Source organism: Limnochorda pilosa (assembly GCF_001544015.1).
GTDB classification, from domain to species: Bacteria; Bacillota; Limnochordia; order Limnochordales; family Limnochordaceae; genus Limnochorda; species Limnochorda pilosa.
Genome location: NZ_AP014924.1, coordinates 980,641 through 1,002,766, shown reverse-complemented (window position 1 = coordinate 1,002,766; position 22,126 = coordinate 980,641). Strand labels below are relative to the sequence as shown.

General features: G+C 65.3%; 18 protein-coding genes. 11 read left to right on the top strand and 7 right to left on the bottom strand.

What is annotated here, in order from left to right; translation table 11 throughout:
• Positions 1-130: 130 nt before the first annotated feature.
• Together LIP_RS04445 and LIP_RS04440 are read left to right on the top strand one after the other, a co-directional pair.
• A complete protein-coding gene (locus tag LIP_RS04445) occupies positions 131-940 on the top strand; it encodes a DUF6920 family protein (protein ID WP_331456633.1) in 810 nt (269 codons plus the stop codon).
• Between the two features lie 304 nt (positions 941-1,244).
• Positions 1,245-2,444, top strand: coding sequence for an MFS transporter (locus LIP_RS04440; RefSeq protein WP_198409719.1), 1,200 nt, complete (start codon positions 1,245-1,247; stop codon positions 2,442-2,444).
• 300 nt (positions 2,445-2,744) lie between these two features.
• Here the strand turns inward: LIP_RS04440 and LIP_RS04435 are convergent, their stop codons facing one another.
• From LIP_RS04435 to LIP_RS04410, 6 genes are read right to left on the bottom strand one after another with little or no spacing between them, the layout of a single operon-like run.
• The gene (locus LIP_RS04435; protein WP_068134879.1) at positions 2,745-4,433 is read right to left on the bottom strand and encodes a glycoside hydrolase 5 family protein; all 1,689 of its coding nucleotides are present in this window, start codon (positions 4,431-4,433) and stop codon (positions 2,745-2,747) included.
• A gap of 4 nt (positions 4,434-4,437) precedes the next feature.
• Positions 4,438-5,238 (bottom strand): ABC transporter ATP-binding protein, encoded by an 801-nt coding sequence (locus tag LIP_RS04430; protein ID WP_068134877.1) that lies wholly within the window; start codon positions 5,236-5,238, stop codon positions 4,438-4,440.
• Positions 5,222-6,289, bottom strand: a complete 1,068-nt coding sequence (locus LIP_RS04425; protein ID WP_068134875.1) for an ABC transporter ATP-binding protein — start codon at positions 6,287-6,289, stop codon at positions 5,222-5,224. The genes LIP_RS04430 and LIP_RS04425 overlap by 17 nt, the downstream gene beginning before the upstream one ends.
• Positions 6,286-7,113, bottom strand: a complete 828-nt coding sequence (locus tag LIP_RS04420; RefSeq protein WP_231699386.1) for an ABC transporter permease — start codon at positions 7,111-7,113, stop codon at positions 6,286-6,288. The genes LIP_RS04425 and LIP_RS04420 overlap by 4 nt, the downstream gene beginning before the upstream one ends.
• 47 nt (positions 7,114-7,160) lie before the next feature.
• Positions 7,161-8,222 carry an ABC transporter permease gene (locus LIP_RS04415; RefSeq protein ID WP_082725848.1) on the bottom strand — a complete coding sequence of 354 codons (1,062 nt, stop codon included), beginning with the start codon at positions 8,220-8,222 and terminating at the stop codon, positions 7,161-7,163.
• Positions 8,219-9,925: an ABC transporter substrate-binding protein gene (locus LIP_RS04410; RefSeq protein WP_198409717.1), complete on the bottom strand. Its 1,707-nt coding sequence runs from the start codon at positions 9,923-9,925 to the stop codon at positions 8,219-8,221. The genes LIP_RS04415 and LIP_RS04410 overlap by 4 nt, the downstream gene beginning before the upstream one ends.
• 292 nt (positions 9,926-10,217) lie before the next feature.
• On the opposite strand from LIP_RS04410, the gene LIP_RS04405 reads away from it, so the two are divergent.
• The 8 genes from LIP_RS04405 (at position 10,218) to LIP_RS04365 (ending at position 18,649) form a co-directional block, all read left to right on the top strand.
• Positions 10,218-12,479, top strand: coding sequence for a glycoside hydrolase family 3 C-terminal domain-containing protein (locus LIP_RS04405; RefSeq protein ID WP_068134870.1), 2,262 nt, complete (start codon positions 10,218-10,220; stop codon positions 12,477-12,479).
• Positions 12,480-12,720: 241 nt separating this feature from the next.
• Positions 12,721-12,870, top strand: a complete 150-nt coding sequence (locus tag LIP_RS04400; protein WP_158509550.1) for a hypothetical protein — start codon at positions 12,721-12,723, stop codon at positions 12,868-12,870.
• Positions 12,871-13,136: 266 nt separating this feature from the next.
• On the top strand, positions 13,137-13,700 hold the full coding sequence (locus tag LIP_RS04395) for a hypothetical protein (protein ID WP_198409716.1): 564 nt from the start codon (positions 13,137-13,139) through the stop codon (positions 13,698-13,700).
• Positions 13,701-14,530: 830 nt separating this feature from the next.
• On the top strand, positions 14,531-15,559 hold the full coding sequence (locus tag LIP_RS04385) for a hypothetical protein (protein WP_068134860.1): 1,029 nt from the start codon (positions 14,531-14,533) through the stop codon (positions 15,557-15,559).
• A gap of 153 nt (positions 15,560-15,712) precedes the next feature.
• A complete protein-coding gene (locus tag LIP_RS04380) occupies positions 15,713-16,327 on the top strand; it encodes a TetR/AcrR family transcriptional regulator (protein WP_068134857.1) in 615 nt (204 codons plus the stop codon).
• Positions 16,324-17,178, top strand: coding sequence for an ABC transporter ATP-binding protein (locus LIP_RS04375; RefSeq protein WP_068134855.1), 855 nt, complete (start codon positions 16,324-16,326; stop codon positions 17,176-17,178). The genes LIP_RS04380 and LIP_RS04375 overlap by 4 nt, the downstream gene beginning before the upstream one ends.
• Entirely contained in the window at positions 17,175-17,921 is a 747-nt protein-coding gene (locus LIP_RS04370) for a fluoroquinolone export ABC transporter permease subunit (RefSeq protein WP_068134854.1), read from the top strand. Before LIP_RS04375 ends, LIP_RS04370 begins: the two co-directional genes overlap by 4 nt.
• Positions 17,906-18,649, top strand: a complete 744-nt coding sequence (locus tag LIP_RS04365) for a hypothetical protein (RefSeq protein ID WP_068134852.1) — start codon at positions 17,906-17,908, stop codon at positions 18,647-18,649. Before LIP_RS04370 ends, LIP_RS04365 begins: the two co-directional genes overlap by 16 nt.
• Before the next feature lie 528 nt (positions 18,650-19,177).
• Here the strand turns inward: LIP_RS04365 and LIP_RS04360 are convergent.
• On the bottom strand, positions 19,178-20,452 hold the full coding sequence (locus LIP_RS04360) for an IS110 family RNA-guided transposase (protein WP_068134850.1): 1,275 nt from the start codon (positions 20,450-20,452) through the stop codon (positions 19,178-19,180).
• A 764-nt stretch (positions 20,453-21,216) separates the two neighbouring features.
• Between LIP_RS04360 and LIP_RS04350 the strand changes: the two genes are divergently transcribed.
• Complete coding sequence (locus LIP_RS04350) at positions 21,217-22,059, top strand: hypothetical protein (RefSeq protein ID WP_068134838.1); 843 nt, start codon at positions 21,217-21,219, stop codon at positions 22,057-22,059.
• Positions 22,060-22,126: the final 67 nt, after the last annotated feature.

Genomic DNA, 22,126 nt, shown 5'->3' with positions numbered 1-22,126 from the left:
CCGTCTCGGCGCCCCGTGTACCCTTGATGCAGGGCTTTGCAGGTGGTTCGATGAAACCTGTGGGCCGAAGGGAGCACCAGACATGTGGTGGAGAGTGTCGTTCGCAGTTGCAGGAGTCGTCGTCTTGCTCATGACGGCAGCGATCCTCATCGGTGCGAACCGCTGGCAGTCGGATACGCGAGGCCTGCATGCGCGCATGCAAGCGGCCAGTGTGGCGGTGACCCCAGAAGCGTACGACGCTGGTGAGTTGGAAGGCCTGCCCGCTCCTGTCCAACGGTACTTCCGTACCGTCTTGAAAGATGGGCAGCCGCTGATCGCTTCAGCCAGCGGGGAACACACGGGCACCTTCAACATGAGCGAGACCGAGGAGCAATGGAGGCCCTTCACCTCGAACCAGCGTGTGGTCACCCGGCGCCCGGGCTTCGTCTGGGATGCACGGATTCACATGGCTCCCGGGATGAACGTTCATGTCCGTGACGCATACGTGGCGGGCGAAGGTCTCCTGACCGCGAAGCTGTTCGGGCTCGTGACCGTGATGGACCAGCCCAGCAGCCCAGAGCTGGACCAGGGAGAGCTGATTCGCTTCTTCGCGGAATCGGCCTGGTACCCCACGGCGCTTCTCCCGAGTCAGGGCGTGGCGTGGGAAGCCGTGGACGAGGCCCATGCCCGCGCGACCCTCACCGATGGGGGAACGATCGTCACCCTCGTCTTCGAATTCGATGCTGAAGGGCTCATCAGCTCCGTGCGTGCCGACAGACGATACCGAGCCGTGAATGGGACCCAGGTGCCAACGCCCTGGCAAGGCCGGTTCTGGAACTACGAGGACCGGGACGGCATGCTGGTGCCGCTCGAAGGCGAGGTGGCGTGGTTGCTGGGGGACGGGCCGAAGCCTTACTGGCGCGGCCGGATTGAGCGCATCGAGTATGAATACGCGCCATGAATGATGAGGGAGCGGGTCGGGGTGGCTGATGGACCGGGGCCTGCGCCTGCCGTATGCCGGCGAGGGAAACGGCCAGTCTGACGCGCTGGCGGATGGCGGCAGCCTACCTGCTGACCGGAATCCGGCGACACTGGGTATTGAATACCGTCCGAGAGTATGGCATACGGTAGCTGTATAGGCTCTCCAGAGGCGCGGCGCTCGTAGTCCTCTCGGACCAGGAAGCGGGCGGATTCTTGCTCCACCGCTTTCTGCTATGCTCGAATCCATCAGCCCGGCAGTAGCCTTGACCCACGGGGGATAAGCCATGGCTACCTTGTTCTTGGCCCTCATCTATGCCACTTTCATCAGCCTCGGCCTGCCCGATTCTCTGTTGGGCGTCTCCTGGCCCGTCATGCAGCCGGGACTGGGCGTTCCATACAGTTTCGCGGGAATCATCTCCATGATCGTCTCCGGCGGGACCATCGTCGCCAGTTTCTTCAGCGGTCCCATCATCCGGCGTTTCGGAACGGGAAACACGACACGTGTCAGCGTCGCCATGACGGCCATCGCCCTCTGCGGCTTTTCCCTTTCCCCTTCGTTTGGATGGCTCCTTTTGATGGCCATCCCCCTCGGCCTGGGTGGAGGTGCTGTGGACGCCGCCCTTAACCACTTTGTCGCCACCCATTACAAGGCCAATCACATGAACTGGCTGCATTGCTTTTGGGGTGTCGGGGCCATGTCGGGCCCCCTGATCATGTCCCGCTTCATCGTGGAGGGTGGTAACTGGCGGGGCGGGTACCTCACCGTCGGTATCATCCAGGGATGCCTGGTTGCATTGCTGCTCGCCTCGCTGCCGCTGTGGAGATGGACGGAAAGGGAAACGTCATCCGCACGACCGGCTCTGGCCCCTGCCGGGCAGCAACAGCCAACGAGGAACGCTGGGCGCGATAACGGACGCCACGCTCAAGACGGGAACGCGATCCTCGATGATGGTGGAAGCGCCGAGAAAGGTAACGCCGGCCTGCTCTCCGTCCTGAAGCTCCCAGGTGTGTGGCCGGTTCTCGTGGCTTTCTTCTCTTACTGCGGGGCAGAAGCTACGATGGGCTTGTGGGGCAGCAGCTTCCTGGTCAAGGCAAGGGGACTGGATGCATCCACTGCAGCTTTCTGGGTTTCGCTGTTCTTCGGGAGCCTCACCGTCGGGCGGTTGATTTCCGGTTTCGCGGCCATGAGAACGAGCAATGCCTCGTTGATCCGAGCAGGTCTTCTGTTGATCCTGGCGGGCGCAGGGCTGATGCTCTTGCCCATGCCTGGCCCCTTTTCCCCTGTCGGATTCTTGCTCGTTGGGCTGGGATGCGCCCCCATCTACCCCTCTATGCTGCACGAGACGCCCCGCCGGTTCAGCGCGGACTGGGCACCCATGCTCATGGCGTACAGATGGGGGTCGCATATACAGGCACTACCGTTCTGCCCCCGGCATTCGGGTTCGTCACCTCCGGCAGGCACTTGGCTCTCTTCCCCGCAGTGATTCTCCTGTATGCCGTGGTCATGCTTGTCTGCACGGAAAGGACCAACAGATCGGTCAGCACCCTGGCAGGGGAAGGGGTCCGCGCCTGATGCAAGGGTGCTGGGCCCAAGCAGGGAGGGTGATGGGAGGTCGCCAGGCGCGACGCCTGATCGGGAAGCGGTTGTGCGCGCTGGGGCCTGCGGCTCTGGCCGCAGTGCCGGCGATTCGTCACGAGCGGAGGGCCTGTCATGGCGCTGTAGAGACCGGAGGCTCGAGAGGAGTCCCGGGGGAAATCGAGAGGGAGACCGTCCTGGCCGGACCTCAGCTGCCCGCCTCTGGAGGGGACCGGAGCACCGCCCGATAGAAAGCGATCACCGGGGTGAGGTCGTCCGCCAGGGCTTCGATCGGGAAGAGAAGGAGGTCCCTCCGGCCGGCGCGGATCCAGAGGGGACGGCCCTGGTCGTCCCGCCCCAGAACGGCGGCCTCCTTGGGGCGCACCAGGAGCGGCGTCTCCGAGAAGGGATCGGGCCCCTTCGGCAGGTCGATCCGCCCACCCTCCCAGACCAGGCCCCGAGGCGCCGGCTCAGGCAGGTTGAAGCGGTTGCGGGCCTCCCCGCCGAAGAAGCGTCTGGCCGATGCCGCCGAGATCCAGGCCCCCTCGTGCGAGCGCACCGCCGTCGCGTGGAGGTAGCTGTAGAGAACCCGACCGGGATAGGCTTCCAGCCTCGCCCATGTGGCTGCCTGGAGCTTCTGCACCGAGGGTACCGCCAGGATCGGAGGGAGTCCGTAGGGACCGGCGGCGGCAAGGCCGGCGTCGACGACGGGACCTGCGTTGCCGGCTGTGGCGGGCTGAGACCCCAGGTCGTCCTCCAGCACCACCTCGGGCAGGTAGCCCAGCTCGCGCAAGGCCGCGTACGCGTTGAGGAAGGCTCGCCGCGTGGCGGCACCCCAGGGCTCACCGAAGGGATACGCCCGATACACCCAGGAGGGTATCAGGAGCCCGGCCCGCCGCAGGTTCGGAAGGGGCGCGACGGTTGCCTCCCTCAGGGCCGCCGCCACCGGCCGCGGTGACCGATCCGAGCGCATCATCCCGAAGGAGAGCTCGTGAGGGTGGTGACTGTAGGGCGGGCGCTCGCCCATCGCCTCAGGGAAGTCGAACCCGCACCACCAGCAGACCTGCTCGGCGCCGTGGAGCCTGGCCTCCGTGACCACGCCCCGCGCCCATCTCGCCACCTCCTCCTCTCCGAAGACGGAGTGCGTCGCTCCGAACTCCTCCAGCCAGATGGCCTTGCCAGCGTCACGGGCCAGCCGTCGGGCCACGGCCATGGCCAGCCCGTACGCGGCCAGTTGCCGCCCGGGGTGGGTGTCGGCCAGATACAGGTGCGGGGCGATGACGTCCTGGGCGTGCGTGGGGCGGAAACCGCTGGCGGTGTCGCCGAGCACGTACCACGCGCCGTCGCCCAGGGAGACCGACCGATCGGGGTCGAGGCGCTTCAGGAGCCCCACCATCCTGGATGACCACGCCTGGACGGCTTCCACCGGCGCCGGCCCGGTGAAGAGGGGCAGCTCGTTGGTCAAGACATAGGCTTCCAGGGCAGGGCTGGGTCGGACCGCCTCGACGACCGTGGTGAGGTAGCGCTCCTGGGCCAGCAGGAGCCCGGGATCGGTGTAGAGGCGCGAGGGATCGGGCATCCAGGGTGGCGGCCAGTTCTGCCCGCTCATGTGCCCCACCAGCAGCGTGAGGTGCACTCCAAGGCGCGCCTCTTCGTGGAGATCCATGAAACGGCCCAGCCGTTCCATCATGGCCGGCTCGACCCGGTCCGGCTCCGGCATGAAGTCCGGCCAGAAGAGGAAGCTCCGAGTGTACTCGACCCCGGCGGCCCTGAGCGCCCGCAGGTCGGCGGCGATCGCCTCTTCATCGAATTCCCGCCACATGTAGGGTCCGGCATGGGCCGGCCAGTAGTTGACGCCCAGTCTCGAGAGCTGGCTGGAGGTATCCTGCTCGGTCATGGCGCTACCCCCGTTCCGACATGGTGAAGGCATCCGCGAAGAGCTGCCGGGTGTACGCGTGCTCGGGGCTGGCCGTGATCCTCTCCACGCCGCCCGATTCCACCAGCCTGCCATCATGCATGACGAACAGAGTGTCGCTCACGTAGGTGGCCAGGCTGACGTCGTGGGTGATGAAGAGGATCGCCATCCCGAACTCGTCCCGCAGGTCCAGGAGCACATTCAGGATGCTCGCGCGCGACGAGGCGTCCACCATGGTCGTCGGCTCGTCGGCGAGGAGCAAGAGCGGCCGCACCACCAGAGCCCGGGCGATCATCACCCGTTGCCGCTCGCCTCCGCTCATCTCGTGGGAGAGCTTGGCGAGCATCTCGCCCGGGTTGAGCGCGACCCGTTCCAGGGCCCAGCGCACGCGGGCGTCGCGCTCCTTGCTGTCCAGGCGCGAGCCCTCGAGCCCCAGCCCCCTCTCCAGGAGGCGACGGACGGTCAGGAACTGGTTGAAGGAGGCCGACGGGTCCTGGAAGACCGCCTGTACCCGCTGCCAGTAGCGGCGCAGCTCCGGCAGGCGGCTCTGCCGCGTCACGTCCGCCCCCTCGAAGAGGATCCGTCCCGCGGACGGCTGAAGCAGGCGCAGCATCAACCTGGCCAGGGTCGACTTCCCGCTGCCGCTCTCCCCGACCACGGACGCGATCTCGCCCCGGTGCAGGCGAAGGGAGACGTCGTCGACCGCCCGTACCTGCTGGGCGCCCTGACCGAAGGTGCGGGTGAGGTGCTGGGTCTCGATCAGCACCGAGTCATCGGCGTGCGGCATCGTGGGTGGCACCCGCCTCTCCGGCAGAATGGCCCGCAACCCACCAGCAGGCGGCATCGTGGCGCTCACCGACCGAAACGGCCGGTGGGACGGACTGGGAACAGATCGGCATCGCCACGGGGCAGCGGGGGTGGAAGCGGCACCCGGGCGGGGGTGAGAGAAGGCCGGGCGGTGCGCCCCCGACCGTCTTGATCCGCTGCCTGCGGGTGCCCTTCTCGAGCACGATGGTGGCGTGCATGAGCGCCTGGGTGTAGGGGTGCGAGGGTGCGAACAGCACACGATCGGTAGGGCCGACCTCCACGAGCTGCCCGGCGTACATGATCGCAATGCGCTGGGCGATGTAACGCAACAGCGGAAGCTCGTGCGTGATGAAGACGATCCCGCGGATGATGCTCTGCTCGAGGAAGCTGACCAGGAGCGCCAGAAGCATCCGCTGGGAGGTGACGTCGAGGGCCGACGTGGGCTCGTCGGCCACGAGGACGTCCGGATCGAGCAGCGTCGAGACGACGGCCACCACCCTCTGCTTCATGCCCCCGCTCAGCTGGTGCGGGTAGGCGCTCAGGACACGGGGGGGCAACCCCAGCCGTTCCAGACGCTCGCTCGCACGCTCGATCGCCTCCTGCCGTGTGATCCCGGGCAGGTGGGATCGCAGCACGTCGAAGACGAAGTCCCGGATGCGCAGCGTCGGGTTCAGGGCGTTCATCGCGCCCTGGGGCAGCATCGCCACCACCCGCCCGCGGAGCAGGGGCGTCTGGTCGGCGTCGGAGGCGGCGCGCGGGTCCGATCCGCCGCCGGCGAGGGGCACCGCCTGCTCTGCGATCCGTAGCCGCCCCGCCGTCACCTGCAGCGGTGGGCGCACGGTGCCGGAGAGAACCATGGCGAGGGTCGACTTCCCGCACCCGGACTCGCCGGCGATGCCGATCACCTCGCCTTCGTGCAGCTCCAGACTGACGTCGTCGACGGCACGGATGCAGGGCGGAGTCTCCCTCGCGCCCGCTTCGTCCAGCAGGTAGCTCGCACTGATATGCTCGGCTTCCAGCAGCACGCTCACCTGGCGCTGCCCCTCCTTCGGAGCCGTGGATTGTAGGCCTCGTCCAGGCTGGCGTTGAGGAGCTGCAGGCTGAACGCGATGATCGCGAGCAAGAAGGTGGGGGGCAGGAAGGTCCACCAGTTCCCCTGGCGTACGGCCTCCCACAGCAGGGACCACTGGAGCATGACGCCCAGCGAGACCGTGTTGGTGGGGCCCAAGCCCAGCATGCTGAGCGAGGCTTCCGTCAGCACTGCGGACGAGAGCTGGAGGGTGAACGCCATGGCCAGGTAGGAGAACATGTAGGGAACGATGTCTCGAGCGATGATGGAAAGCCCGCTCGCCCCGGAGAGGCGAGCCACGTCCACATGCTCCCTGGCTCGCAGGCTGCATGCCTGCGCTCGCACCGCCCGGGCCGTCCACGGCCACGAGGTGATGCCGATGACGAGCCCCATGACGGGCACCGAACGCGATCGGAGGGCGATGGAGAGCAGGATCAGCACCACGAAGGACGGGATGGTGATGAAGACGTTGGTAAGGCCCATCAGGGTCTCATCCGTGTTGTCTCCATAGTAGCCGGCCACGGTCCCCACCACGGTGCCGATCAGCAATGCGAGGATGCCCGCGATCGCGCCGATCTGAAGGGAGGTGCGGGCACCGTACATGAGCAGCGTCAGCTCGTCCCGGCCGAAGTTGTCGGTGCCGAGCAGCGCGAAGCGCGACGGCTCCTCGAACGGCATGCCGACGATCTCTCCAGGCTCCCGCCCGATGACGACCGGCCCGAGCAGGGCAAACGCCACGACGCTCACCACGAGGAAGAGACTCACCGCGAAGCGATTGGAACGCATCACGCGCACGTGCGCCGCGCCCTGTGAAACGCTTGAAGCGGCCATGCTCATCGCTCCCCCATCTGGACAGCCCGAATCCGCGGGTCGATGAACCCGTAGGCAACGTCCACCAGGAAGTTCGCAAGGAGGACCCCGGTGGCGATGAAGAGCGTCACGCCCTGAATCAGCGGATAGTCGTTCAGCGTGATCGCCTTGAACAGGAGATCGCCGATGCCCGGATACGAGAAGACCAGCTCGGTGATCAGGGCTCCTCCTACCAGCGTTCCGAGGGAGAGCGCGAGCCCCGTCACCTGCGGCAGCATGGCGTTGCGGAAGACATAGCGCAGGATGAAACCCTCGCGAACGCCCATGGCGCTGGAGTAGTTGACGTAGTCCGTGCCGAGTTCGTAGATGGCCATCGAGCGCATGCCCACCGCCTGGCTGCCGATGGAGATGAGCACCAACGACAGGAAGGGCAGCGCATAGTGGTGGGCCAGGTCGAGGATGAACGCGGCTGAGAACTCCGGCATCATGCCGAAGCTGTAGCCCCCTGCAGCCGGGAAGACCGGCAGGACCACAGCCAGGACATAGAGCAGGATGATCGCCATCGCATAGTAGGGGATGCTGGAGACGGCCAGCGCGCCCACGAAGAAGGCGCGATCGAAGCGCCCGCCCTTGTACGCCGCGAGGGCCCCCAGTACGTTCCCGAGGATCCAGCCCAGCAGAATGGCCGGCAACTGCAGCGCCACGGTCCAGGGCAGAGCCTGGGCGATGAGGTCGGTCACCCTCGCCGGGTAGAAGGAGAACGAGATCCCAAGGTTGCCGCGCACCACGTTTCCGATGTACGCAACGAACTGGTGGCCCATGGAGCTATCGAGCCCGAACTCCTCCAGGAAGGCCTCGTAGACCCGAGCCGTCGCCTGTCCCGCCGAGCCGCCGCGGATGTACTGGCCGATGAGCGCGTCCACGGGGTTGCCCGGAATCAAGCGCGGCAGGAGGAAGTTGAGGACGAGGGCCACCGCCAGGGCCAGGAGATACCAGACCGCCTTTCCCAGGATGTAGCGCGAGAGGTGGCGGGAGGCCCCCCGAGGGGGGCCTCCGTCCGCTTCTCCGGCTGAGCCGGTTCTCACCTGGCGCTCACCGTCCGCAGCACCGAGATGTAGAAGAGCGGCGGTGCCGTCGGGTTCGCGCTGGTTGGGAAGCCGGTCCAGTGGGTCGTGTTGAACTCGTAGAACAGGAGAGGCCGGTACATGAGCGGGATGGCGGGCACGTTCTCCATGAAGATGCGGTCGAGCTCGCCATAGATCCGCTTCAGCTCTGCGTCGCCGGAGGCAGACGCGGCTCTGTCGAGCAGCGGCGCCACATCCGGGTGCGAGAAGCGCCCGAAGTCCTGGAACGCCTGCTCGCCTACGGGCGGCACGTCCCTGTCGTCCATGACGTCCCGGAACCGGGTCCACGGGCTGGCCGGGCTCACCTGCGCGACGTACCAGAGGGCCATATCGAAGGTGCCGTTCTGGATGTTGGTGGTCACGACGGGCGCCTGGGGGAACTCCGTGCGCACCTCGATGCCGACCTTCTTGGCGCTCTGGGCGACGACCTCCAGCGCGGCCATCCAGTCGGTCCACCCGTAGGGGGTCTGCACGGTGAAGCTCAGCCTGGTGCCGTCGGGAAGGACGTAGATGCCATCGGAGCCCTTCCTGGCGTTGAGTTCCTCCTCCAGGATCTCTACCGCCCTGTCCGGGTCGTACTCCCAGCCGTACTGCTCTACGTTCTCCACGTCGAAGTACCGGGCCTCAACGCCCGTGGGCAGGATCAGGCTGGACCTGGCAGGTTCCGAGTAACTGGACATGGCGGTGCGGGCGATGAGCGCGTAGTCGATGGAGAATGCCAGCGCCCTGCGCACCAGCGCGTTGGCCAGACCCGGGCGCTGCACGTTGATGATCATCAGCGGAATCGAGCCAGGCACGTAGTACGGTTCCTCGTCGAGCCAGGTCTTCACGTTGGGGATGGTCCACACCCGCGGTACGAACTGCTGCGACCAGTCGACCTGGGCCTGCTCGAGCGCGAGGTTCCCGGCGTCGTTGCTCTTGAAGATAGGATGGACCAGGTACCTGGGCACCGGCATGCCGTAGACGGACTTGCCCCAGTAGCCGTCGAATCGCTCCAGGACGATCCGCTCGGCCGAGTAAGCCTGGACCTTGTAGGGGCCGGAGCCGACCGGATTCAGGTTCTCGAACTGCAGGAGTGCAGTGCGTCCCTGGTCCGCCACCGAACCCCAGATGTGCTGCGGCAGGATCATGACGAAGGAGACGTACTGGTTGACGAGCGGGCGGTTAGGCTTGGACGGGTCGAGAGCGATCTCCACCGTTCGGTCGTCGATCGCCCTCATGGACTTCACGTACTGCCAGAACGAGCTGTAGCCGAGAGCGTACCGTTGAGCGAGCTGGAAGGTGAAGACGACGTCGGCTGAAGTCAAGGCTCGACCGTCCTGCCACCGGGTGCCTGGCTGCAGCACGATACGCAGCGTGTTGGGGTCGACCCAGTTCATCTCGCGGCCGAGCAGCGGCTCATACTGGCCATGGACGATGTTGTACAGGAAGAGCGTCTCGTAGACATATCCGGGCCCCTGCTGGTCCGGGTTGGCGTTGGAGCCGAGAGGCCAGGGCGGGTTGGGTGCCAGAGGATTGAAGTGCGTCACGGGACCCCACTGGAATCCGGCGAAGTACATGGTCTCACCGCGGGGAAGGACCTGAGCGAGTGCCGGTGAGGCGGCCATACAGGCAGCCGCCAGGACGAATGCCACGACAGCCAGCGCACGGATCACGTCTCTCACGTGGACACCCTCCTCTTGTAACCGTTCTCCTCCGGCCGAGGTGCCGGGCCTTGCCGGACGCCCAAGACTCGAAATGCAAGAGAGTCATCATTAACTCTCCTGCCCATTCGTAGCATTCCGGGATCGACCCACAGTTCCCTTCCGGCCGTGAGAGCGTCGGGTGCCGGACGTCCCTCCCGCGCGATGTCGCCAGGTTCCAGGTCACGGGCCGCCGGCAGGAGCGCGGGGTCGTCGATCGAACCCCATCCATGGCCCGGCACAGCAGGACCTGCCCAGGGGAGGTATCCATGCCATGGAGGATCTGGAAGCCCTCGTACGCCAGATGACCCTGGAAGAGAAGGCGTCCCTCTGCTCTGGTGCAACCGCCTGGACCACCGAAGCCATCGCGCGCCTCGGCATCCCCTCCATTGTGGTCTCCGACGGGCCTCACGGGCTTCGGCGGCCTGCTGAGGAAGGTCAGCTCCTGAGTCGGAGCATCCCGGCCACCTGTTTTCCCACCGCTTCCAGCCTCGCGTGCTCATGGGATCGGGACCTTGTGCGTGAGATCGGCCAGGCACTGGGATCAGAAAGCCGGGCCCTCGGGGTGCACGTTCTCCTCGCCCCCGGGGTCAACATGAAGCGCACGCCTCTGTGCGGCCGCAACTTCGAGTACTTCTCGGAGGATCCCTACCTGGCCGGCGATCTGGCGGCAGCCTATATCGAAGGGGTTCAGTCCACCGGCGTTGGCACCTGTCTCAAGCACTTCGCCGCCAACAACCAGGAGACAGATCGGATGACCGTCAGCGCCGAGATCCCCGAGCGAGTGTTGCGCGAGATCTACCTTTCGGCGTTCGAACGCGCCGTGCAGAAAGCCCGGCCCTGGAGCATCATGTGCTCGTACAACCGCCTGAATGGTACCTATACGTCGCAGCACCGCCAGCTCCTCACCGATGTCCTGCGGGACGAGTGGGGGTTCGAAGGCGTCGTCATCTCCGACTGGGGTGCTGTCGAAGACCGGGTGTCAGGGCTGGCCGCGGGTCTGGATCTCGAGATGCCCGGTCCGTCCCCTGCCAACGACGCCCGCATCGTGGAAGCCGTACGGTCGGGCAGGCTCGACGAGCGGGACCTTGACCGGGCGGTCCTCCGGATCCTGGACCTGGTGCGCCGCGCCCACCGGGAGGCGGGCTCGACGGAAGGCCTGGATGTCGAGCTTCACCACCAGCTGGCGAGACGGGCGGCCGCCGCCTCGATGGTGCTTCTCAAGAACCAAGGGGCCCTGCTCCCCCTGGACCCGGCTCGACCCGGCTCGGTGGCCGTCTTGGGCCAGATGGGGGTTGTGCCGCAGTTTCAGGGAGGCGGGAGTTCCCGCGTCAACCCGACGAAGGTGGACGTCCCGCTGGACGAGCTCCGTGAAGCCGCCCCTCAGGCGAGCTTCTCCTATTGCCAGGGGTACCGGGAGGACGGAGCCGCTGATGCTGAGCTTCTGCGAGCCGCCGTCGAAGCGGCGAGGGCCGCCGAGGTCGCGTTGGTCTTCGTAGGGCTCCCGGACGGCGTCGAATCGGAGGGCTACGACCGTCGCGCGATGGACCTGCCAGCCGGGCACGTGGAGCTGATCAAGTCGGTGGTCGAGGTCCAACCCCGCACCGCCGTCGTGCTGCAGAACGGGGCGCCGGTCTCTCTGGCAGACTGGGTGGATCGAGTGCCTGCGTTGCTGTTGGCTGGCCTGGCAGGCCAGGCATCGGGCGGCGCGGTGGCCGACCTGCTCTTCGGCGAGGTCAATCCCTCGGGCAAGCTGGCCGAGACCTATCCGGCGCGGCTGGAGGATAACCCGTCCTATCTCAACTTCCCCGGCGAGAACGGGCGTGTCTTCTACGGCGAGGGGCTGTTCATCGGCTACCGCTACTACGATACGAAACGCGTCGACCCGTTCTTCCCCTTCGGTCACGGGCTCTCCTACACGACCTTCGCGTACGGACCGTTGAGCCTCAGCAGTCGTGAGATGACGCCGGCGGGCTCCCTCGAGGTCTCGCTTCCCATCACCAACACCGGCGAGCGCCCGGGGGAGGAGGTCGTGCAGCTTTACGTGAGGCCTCGCCGGTCACGGCTGGCGCGTCCGGTGAAGGAGTTGAAGGGGTTCGCCAAAGTCGACCTGGCTCCCGGCCAGTCGAAACCCGTCACCTTTACGCTCACCATAAGGGATCTCTCCTACTACGACCCAGACAAGAGCGGATGGGTGGCCGAACCAGGCGAATATGACCTGCTGGTCGGTGCGTCGTCTCGTGACATCCGAGGGGAGGCCACGGTCAGGCTGGTCGAGGGCGTGCGGGCCGAGCAACTCCTGGACGCCGACTCCTCGATCCGGGCCTGGCTGGAGCATCCGGCAGGCAGGTCGACGCTGGAGCGGTTGCTGCCGGCGGAAGTGGCCGGGCAGTTCGGCGAGGGGCCGCTACCGCCATTCGTGCTCGAGCTGCCGCTGAAGAAGCTCCCGATGCTGAGCCAGGGCGCCGTTGACGAGACGACGGTAGAGCGGATCGTCGCGGAAGCGGGGCAGTGTATGGGGAGGCCGACACCATGACCGGGGAAGAGGATGGCGCCGTCCGCAGCGCAGAGGAGACCCAGTTGTGGGACGGGTCCGGCGAGCCCGGAGCCGTTCTGCCGGCGGTTTGGGTTCCGGCCTACCGGAGATCCCAACGGGGATCAGCCGGAATACGTTCTGAAGCTCGATCCGTGACCTCCGGGTCGGCAGGGCGTGCCGGGCGTGTACCCCTGATCTCTCATTCGCAATGGCTGAGGCCGCCCTGGCCTGCTTCAGGGAGGTGGGCTACGAGCGGGCCACCGTCGAGGAGATCACGTGCCGGGCAGGCGTCGTCCTCGTGGCGCTGGTCCTGATGGAACCTGCGGGAGCGATCCGCCACTGGGGAGCCTGGGCCTTCAGGGCGACCCGGGGGCAAAAGGACTTGTGTTGATCACAGCAATGGCAGGTCTTTCCAACAAGTGGCTCGAGCGGACTTCGCTTCGGGACGGTACGTGAGGGTGAAGGCTCCCTGACCGCGGAGATCTACAGGCTCCCCGCCATCCGCAGCCCCCTCGCCGTCTCGACGACCTCGTTCCAGTGGCGGATGAGCCGGTACCTCGGCGGCTACCCCCATCGGTGCGCCCGGCGGCGGATGCGGTGACTCACCTTGTCACCGTCTCGTATAGTAGAGCAGCATCTGCCCAAGGAGTGAGCCATATGGATTCACGCCCCCGTGAGACAGGCCTCTGCGATCTGAACAACCTCATGCGCATGCTCTGGGAGCAGCACGCGGCCTGGACCATGATGACCATTATCAGCATCACGGAGAGCCTGGCGGACGAGGACCTCGTGACCAGGCGCCTTCTTCGCAACCCGGCGGACATCGCGGCGGTGTTCCGACCCTTGTACGGAGACAAGGTCGCCGGGCGGCTGAACGATCTGCTCACGGAGCATCTGGTACTTGCCGCGCAGCTCGTCCAGGAGTCCAAAGCCGGTGAGAGTGCCGCCGCTGAAGAGACGGAGCGGAGATGGTACGCTAACGCTGACGAGATCGCTTCTTTTCTCGGCGAGATCAATCTCTATTGGTCCAGGGAAGGCATGCGCCGGATGTGGCGCGAACACCTTGACCTGGTCAAAGCCCAGGCCGTAGCCAGGCTCAACAGGGATTACGCGTCCGGCATCGCCCATTACGATGAAGGGGAACAGCTGCTCCTCCGGATGGCGGACGAATTCACGGCCGGCATTCTCCGGCAGTTCCCCGGCTTCGTCCCGGCGATGTAGAATCTCTCTTGCCTGCGTAGATCTCCAAGTTGCTCCCTCGGATCGCCGCCTCCAGACATCCTTGCTTGCGATCCTCAAGAGGCGCGGTGCCATCGACCCATCCGTCAAAGGGCCACACCGGGGGCTCCCTGTCGTTCCCTGCGTTGAGGCGGTGGTTGACTGCAATGCCCTCCAGGGCCACGGGAGACCGGGGCCCTTTATTTCGTGGCATCGAGTCGTGCACGAAAGAGGAGGGATGCGGCCGTGAGCCGCCCTAAGCCGCGAGAGACGAAAGAACGGCTTGCCTCCCAGACGAGCTGGGACCCGACCGCCCCTGGCCCGGAGACGGCACGGCCGGTCAGGCACTTTCCTAAGGGGCGACGCCTGCCGGCTGGAGACCGTCAAGGGCCCGCGTGCCGCACACGCCGACGCGGTGGTCTTCCTGCTCAGCCTTCAGGACATGGATCCCCTCGAAGCTGCCCTCGACTCGGCTGCCTGGGCCCTCAAGCCCGAGGGACGCATCGTCCGCCTCATGACCCACCCGTGCTTTCGCGTCGCCAGGCAGAGTGGCTGGGCATGGGATGCGAACCGGGAGCTCCAGTTCCGCCGGGTCGACCGGTACCTCACGCCTCTTGCCGTCCCCGTGCGGCCCCTTCCGGGCGGCAAGCCCGGAGCGATCCATAGCTTCCACCGGCCGCTCCAGGCCTACTGCAACGAGCTCGCCCGTCTTGGCTTCCTCATCGACCGACTGATCGAGATGCCGACGACCCGGCAGGCGCTCGGCCGCCGCCGAGGGCACGACAGTGCGACAGGGGGCAATCCCGAATTCGTTACAAGAGAGGGGCATGTCCATGCGTGGGAATGGCATCGCCTACGATACCGGCTTCGTCAACGCCGGAGTGAGCACCCGTGAACACTTCGACCCCCAGCTCGTTCGGCGGGAGATGCGCGTCATCCGTGAGGACCTACACTGTAACGCGATCCGCATCACGAGCGGCGACCCGAATCGGCTGAAGGTCGCCTCCGGCCACGCCGCCGAAGTCGGGCTCGAGGTCTGGCTCTCGCCCTTCACCTGTGGACTGAGCATGGATGAGCTACAGGCTCTCCTGATCGACTGTGCCGAGCACGCTGAACGGTTGCGTCGGGGGGGAGCCGAGGTCGTGTTTGTCACCGGCTCTGAACTGAGCCTGTTCAATGCAGGGTTCCTGCCCGGCAACACTCTCCAAGAGCGGCTCAACCTGCTGAGCGATCCCCGCCGGGCCCGCGAGGTGCTGCCGGAGCTTCCCGGCCGTGTCAACGACTTCCTCCGCAAAGCCGTCGGCCTGGTGCGTGCCCGGTTTGGCGGGCCGGTCACCTACGCCTCTCTGCCTTTCGAGGGCGTCGACTGGGCACCGTTTGACATCATATCGACAGATGCGGGCTATCGGTCCGTCGACAACGCGCCACGGTATCGTGAACTCATCCGTTCCAGCGTTTCACAGGGAAAGGCACAAGGAAAGCCCGTCGCGATCACGGAGTTCGGGTGCACCACCCATCGTGACGCGGCCGACCTTGGCGGCCGCGGCGACACGATCATCGAGTGGGGTGACGACGGCCGACCGATCGGACTGACGGGCGACTACGCCCGTGATGAAGCCCAACAGGCACGGTACTTGTGCGAGCTTCTGGACATCTTCAATGACGAGGGTGTCGACACCGCGTTCGTGAACACCTTCGCCCGCTACGACCTGCCTCACCGCAAGGATGCCCACAAAGACCTGGACAGGGCCAGTTACGGCGTGGTCAAAGTGCTCGAAGGCCGCCGCGGCCACACCTATCCCGACATGGACTGGGAACCCAAGGCCGCGTTTACCGCTCTCGCCAACTACTACCGCGGTTGACCGCCGGCACACGTACACCAGCAAGCGAGGGTGGTTGCACAGGTCGGTTGCACGGGCGACAGATCTATGCTACGGTAGGAATGACTAGACGACGGATTTGGTCACAGAGACACGCACCCGGTGCGGGTCTGGAGTCACGGCGGAGGAGTGACCATGCCGAAAGAGTTCACCGCGGAGCGACGGGACGAGATACGGGAGGCGCTCATGACCCACGGTCGGCAGCTCTTCGCCCGGCATGGGCTGAAGCGGGTGACGGTGGACGAACTCTGCCGCGCGGTGGGGATCGCCAAGGGGTCGTTCTACGCCTTCTTTGAGTCCAAAGAAGATCTGTTCATGTCGGTGGTGGAGCGGGAGGAGAGCTTCCGGGACGAGCTGTTGAACCGGATCGTCTCCGAGGCGGAGAACACTCGCGAGGGCATCCGGCGGTTCATGCACGAAGGGCTGAAACACCTGACGGAAAACGAGCTGTTGCAACAACTCTACAAAGAGGGCACCTACCAGGCCCTGGTGCGGAAGCTCGGGCAGGAGCGGCTGGACAAGCATCGGATCAAAGATGCGCGCGAGCTTTCGGGATATGTGGAGTACCTGCAGAACCGGGGACTGATCCTCGACGCGGAACCGGAGGTGGTGGTCGGACTGTTCCGGGCGGTCTTCCTGCTGACACTGCACCGGGCGGAGATCGGGGAGAACGTGTTTGAACGAGTGTTCAGCCTCCTGGCCGAGGTCCTTGCCCGAGGCATGATCACCGAGAAGGGGGCGACGGAATGATCCGTGTGGCCGGCCTCGCCTATCGATACCCAGGATCGACCAGAGATGCCCTGCAAGGGGTGGACTTCTCCGTCGAACCGGGGGAGATCTTCGGATTCCTCGGACCGAGTGGAGCGGGGAAGAGCACCACCCAGAAGCTCGTCATCGGTGTGCTGCGGGACTACCGGGGAACGGTGGAGGTGATGGGCCGCGACCTGCGGCACTTCGGCAGGGAGTACTATCGTCATGTGGGGGTCTGCTTTGAGCTGCCCAACCTGTACACCAGGTTCACCGCCGTCGAGAACCTGGACTTCTTCAGCAAGCTGTACGACAAACCCACGCAGGATCCGCTCAGGCTGCTCCGCCTGGTGGGGCTGGAGGGGGAGGCCCACACCCGGGTGGGAGAGTTCTCCAAGGGAATGAAGATGCGCCTGAACTTCTGCCGGGCCTTGCTGCACGACCCGGAGATCCTCTTTCTCGACGAGCCCACGTCCGGACTCGATCCGACCAACGGGAGGCGGATCATGGAGATCATCCGGGAGCAGAAGCGCCAGGGCAAGACGGTCTTTCTCACCACCCACAACATGACGGTGGCTGACCAGCTCTGCGACCGTGTGGCGTTCATCGTGGATGGGAGGATCAGCCTGATCGATGCCCCGCGGGAGCTGAAGCTGCGCCACGGACGGCGACGGGTCCGGGTCGAATGCCGGAACAACGGCTCTACGGTAGCCTGGGAGTTTCCGCTCGCGGACATCGGAGAGAACGGGGATTTCATGGCCCTCTTGAAAGCGGGAACGGTGGAGACGATCCACACCCAGGAAGCGACCCTTGAGGATGTCTTCGTCGCCACCACCGGCAGGGGGCTGCTATGAGCGATCGGATCCGAGGCGGCGGCCGGCACCGGTTCTGGACGCTGGTATGGCAGGATGTACGCTTTGAGGTGCGGCACGGGATGTACACGGTGTATGCCGTGGTCTGCGCCCTGTACGTCCTGGTGTTGCTCTCCCTTTCTCCGGCGGTGCGTGAGGTCGCGGCCCCGTTGCTGGTCTTCTCGGATCCGGCGGCCCTTGGGTTCTTCTTCGTGGGGGGCATGGTCCTCCTGGAACGGAAGCAGGATGTGCTGACCGGACTCTTCGTCACGCCCCTCGATCCGGCCGAGTATGTTGCCGCCAAGGCGACCTCGCTGGCGCTGCTCTCCGTTCTCGCGGCCTACGCCATCATGCTCCCGCTCTACGGATGGGCCTTCAACTGGTACTTCCTGACCGCCGGCGTCTTCTTCTCCTCGGTCCTTCTCACCCTGGTCAGCATCCCCTTTGCGATGCGCGCGGAAACGTTGAACGAGTACTTCCTGACCGCCGGCGCCAGCATGGCTGTCGTCATTCCGCCCGTCGTGGAGTACTTCCTTGAGTCCAGGAATCTCCTGTTCTACCTGTTTCCGACCCAGGCCTCGTTGGTGCTCATCGCCGGAGCGCTCGAGCCAGTCTCGCCGGCCCTGCTGCTCTACAGTCATCTCTATCTGATCGCCTCGATTGGTGCTGCGTGGTGGTGGGCGCGCCGGGAAGTGACCCGCGTGGTCCACAGGCAGACAGGAGGTTCCACATGGAGACCCGCCTGAACTGGAAGCGACTGGCCTACCTCTCCCTCTTCGATCTGCGGAACGCTACCCGTGACCCGCTCTTGGAAGTCTTGATCTACGTTCCCTTTGTGATTCTCGCGCTGTTGCGCCTCGGTCTTCCCCCGCTGCGCGCTGCGCTGCTGCGGCACCCTGGGTTCGACCTGGCTCTGCACTATCCGTTCATCATCAGCCTGGTGCCGCTGCTCATGCCGATCATGGTGGGTATGGTGGTGGGGTTCATCCTGCTGGAAGAACGGGATGAGAATGTGCTTACCGCCATCTCGGTGACCAGCCTCTCGAAGGCCAGCCATCTGGCGTACAAGACCATCGTTCCCATGGCATATGCGACGGTGATCTCCTATGCCTCCATCCACCTTGCCGGCCTCGGGACGTACCCGATCGCCGCGACGATCCCGGGGGTGCTGGTCTGCTCTCTGGTCGCCCCGGTCGTGGCGTTCTTCGTCGCCGCCTATGCCGAGAACAAGGTGACGGGTCTGGTGCTGGCCAAGGCGTCCGGGCTGCTGGTGATCTTTCCGGTTGTGGCCCACTTGCTGGCGGGCCCGTGGGCCTGGATCATGGGTGTCACCCCGTCCTTCTGGCTTTCCATCCATTTCACCACGCTGGCGGCGGGTCAGGAGGGGGCGTGGCTCTACCTGGGCGTGGGGACGGTCTATCTGGTGGGCCTGCTGGTGGCGCTGATCCGGCGGTTCGAACGGTCGGTCTTTTGAGACCGGGAGTCCGCGGTGACCCATGGCCGCGCCCAACTCATCTCCGTCGCCCGTCGGTACTACCGAGAGACTTGAGCCAGGTAAGGCCGGGATACGGTAGAAGCAGGTATAATGGTGGAAGGGTAGACAGGAGGTGAGGGCAGCTATGGGTACCCCAGACGCGAAGTCACAGTACGGAGTTGCCAGACGTCACCTGGACCGAGTTCAGACAGCCTGGGATCAACCGACCGATCGGAGCGACCTATCCTTGTACGGTTTCCATTGCTTGGAGGCGGCCGTGATGGCTGCTGCCGCCCATGTGCAGTTCAAGGTACAGCGGACGCATTGGCAGAAAGGGGCCGCTGCTCGGGACCCACACGTGAAGCACGGGTCACCTGCTCCGATGCCAAGAAGTGGTTCCAGGGGAACAGTGAGATAGGGGGGCCCTTCCTGGGGTCCCTTCAGCTTACGGCCTCCGAGACCCCAGGAAGGTCCCCCATATGTTACCGTTCTACTGGCACCACTTCTTGGCATCGGAGCAGTTAAGGTTTATGCGGCGCGCAGTTGCGTCTTCCGTACCTCACCCAGCACCTTGGCCGGGCCGTAGTACTCCTTACGGGTCGCCAAGGTGGACATGATCCGCAGCGCCTTCAGTCCCAGGGCGACCAGGGCCGCTTTCGGCTTCAGCGGATTCTGTGGCCGACTCAGCCAGTAGTGATACAGCTCCCGGAGCTCTGGGCTGTGTTGGGCGACGCCGATAGCCGCTTGATAGAGCACTTCCCGCAATCCCGGGCGGCCTCGCTTGGTGATCGTCGTCTTGCCCTTGTGCTTCCCGGAGCTGTTCTGCTTCACGTTGAGCCCCGCCAGGTTCCGCAACTGCCGCCAGTTCCGATACGCGCTCAGATCCCCGGTCTCGGCCAGGAAGCCTGCCGCCAGCACCATCCCGATCCCGGGGATGCTGAGCAGGTACTCTGCCACCCCCGTCGCCTCCAACTGCCGCTTCATGGCGGCCTCGACCTCGACGAGCTGCTCCTTGTACACCCGGAGCTCCACCAGAGTACTCCTCAGGCGAACCCTGGCCCCTTCCAGCCCTTCCTGCACGCCCACCGACTCCCAGGCTGTCTCGAACAGCTTTTCCGCTCTGGCTCGGCCCACACGGTTCCTGCTGGCCTGGCGTCGACCCCCGATGAGCTCCTCGAACGGGAAAGGCAGCACGTCGTCCGGGAACGGGCAGTGCTCCAGGACCCACAAAGCTCCCATGCCGAGGGGATCCTTGAAAACGTCCGTGAACTCCGGGAAGAACTCGTCGAGAATCGCATGGAGCCTGTTCTTCCCGCTGCTCAGCTTCGCCTTGAGCTCACGCCGGGCCACGTTCAACTGTCGCAGGTTCGCGTAGACCCCTTTGGGCAGGAGCACCTCGAGGAACTTCCCCTGGAGCACCAGATCCGCGATCACCCCCGTGTCCTTCGGGTCCGTCTTGCTCGGGCTGTTGTCACGGTCCTCCTTGGGACGCTTCGTGATTATCGGGTTGACCAGCACCACGGTGTAGCCCCTGCCGACCAGCCAGTAGGCCAGCGGCTTCCAGTAGTGGCCGGTGGGCTCCATCCCGATGATCACCCTCTCCGCGCCGATTTCTGCTTGCCGGCGTAGGAGCCGCCTCTCCAGGCGGCGAAACCCTTCGTCGCCGTTGTGGAACTCAAACGGCTCCTCGACAGTTCGCCCCACCTGATCGATGACGCGTGCGTAGTGGGTCTTCTTGACCACCTCCACCGCCACGATCAGGGTGTTGGAGCGAACAAGCGTGATCTTCTCATCGGTTTTCACTGTGAGGGCCTCCCGGTGCTGGTTTGGTTGCCGCTTCCAGCATAGCCGGTGGGTCCTCACTTCTTCAACTTCCCCCATCAAACCTCACAGGACTGCTCATAGAGCTCGCCCACCATCCGGCTTTCCCCGGCACGCGTGCGCCTCCGGTTCGCCACGCAGGCCTCAAGCAGCGATCCGTTCAGCTCTTCCAGCCCTTCCGGCTCCGTCGAAGGGACCTCTGGGACGGGGACCGGGAAGTTGCGCCGGGCGTAGCCCACCAGGTTCTCCGCCAGCCCTTTCTCGTTGCCCTTCCTGGGGTTGCAGAACCGCGCCCGGAAGACGTAGTAGGTCCGGAAGGCCAGGAACGCTTCCGTCTCCTCCCGCCCGGTCAGATGCAGCTGGGAGACATGATCGCACGAAGAGAAGGACGAGTCCCAACACCACCATGAGAAGACCCCGGACTAGGTGGTTCACAGCCATGCTCCTTTCGCCCGCACACGGCCTCTTCCTCTGGTTTCTGATGTCGCATGATTTCCTTGCTCCATCTTGGGCGACGTGCAGCGTCTTGACCACGGGTGTACCGAGAGAGGCAGGGGAGGAAATCCTTGGTTTGAGGTGAATAAGCATATTAAACATGTTGATACGTCTAAGCGGATTCTACGGCGGCGTGCACCGCCCTGATCCACGGAACGCGGCCCTGAGGTAGGATCCGAGGCGATGCGTCCGATGCGAGCCGCCGGTGGGCATCCACTGCCAGGCAGGCAATCGCGAGGAGGCTGGCATGCATGCTGAAGCGCGCTGCGTCGCTTACCGTTGCTCTGGGTCTGGCTCTGTCACTCCTCGCCGCGGGCGTCTATGCCCAGCAGGGTGAGTGGAGCGAGCCGACCCTGTGGCAGCACTCGACGGCTGGCGTGGAGCGGATGATGTGGAAGGACGGCGACACGCTCTACTTCGCCAAGGATTACGACATCTACACGTCCGAGTGGGACGCTCTCTGGAACGTCTGGCTCGAACCGGTACCGGTTCCCGGACCCATCAACACCGGCGCGAACGAGATCAACCCATGCATCGTGGGCGGCGGCAGGGTGATGTACTTTGCGCGCTACAGCCCCCTGACCGACTACGACTTCTATCGTTCGGTCTGGGACGAGGGGCAAGGCGCATGGGGCGAGCCTGAGAAGATCGAGGAGATCAGCACCGACGACCAGGAGTGGGACATCTGGGTCGACGAGGCAGAGACGGTCCTTTACCTCACCACCAAGGGAGCCTTTGGCGGTACCGAGCCCCTGGGGGGTCGGGACGTGTGGAAGTCGACCCGGGTCGGTGATCGGTGGACGACGCCCGTCAATCTGGGACCACCCATCAACACGGAAGGGAACGAATGGAGCATCTTCGTCGACCCCGCAGGGCGCGTCTACGTCGACGGTCAGCGGGATGAGACCGCCGGCGGCTACGATGTGTACGTGGCAGAAGACACCTCCTCCGAGCCGCGCAATCTCGGAGCCCCCATCAACAGCGGGGACGACGAGCGCTGCGTCTGGGTGGGAGAGGGGGAGATCTGGATCAGCATCCCGAACGGCGAGGGCGGCGCCGGCAACTACGACATCTGGTACACCACCCGGCAGTAGCGACCAGGCGGATGCGCGGGCGGGGGCGGCCCAGGAAACACGAAGGCTGCCCCGATGCAGGATTCGA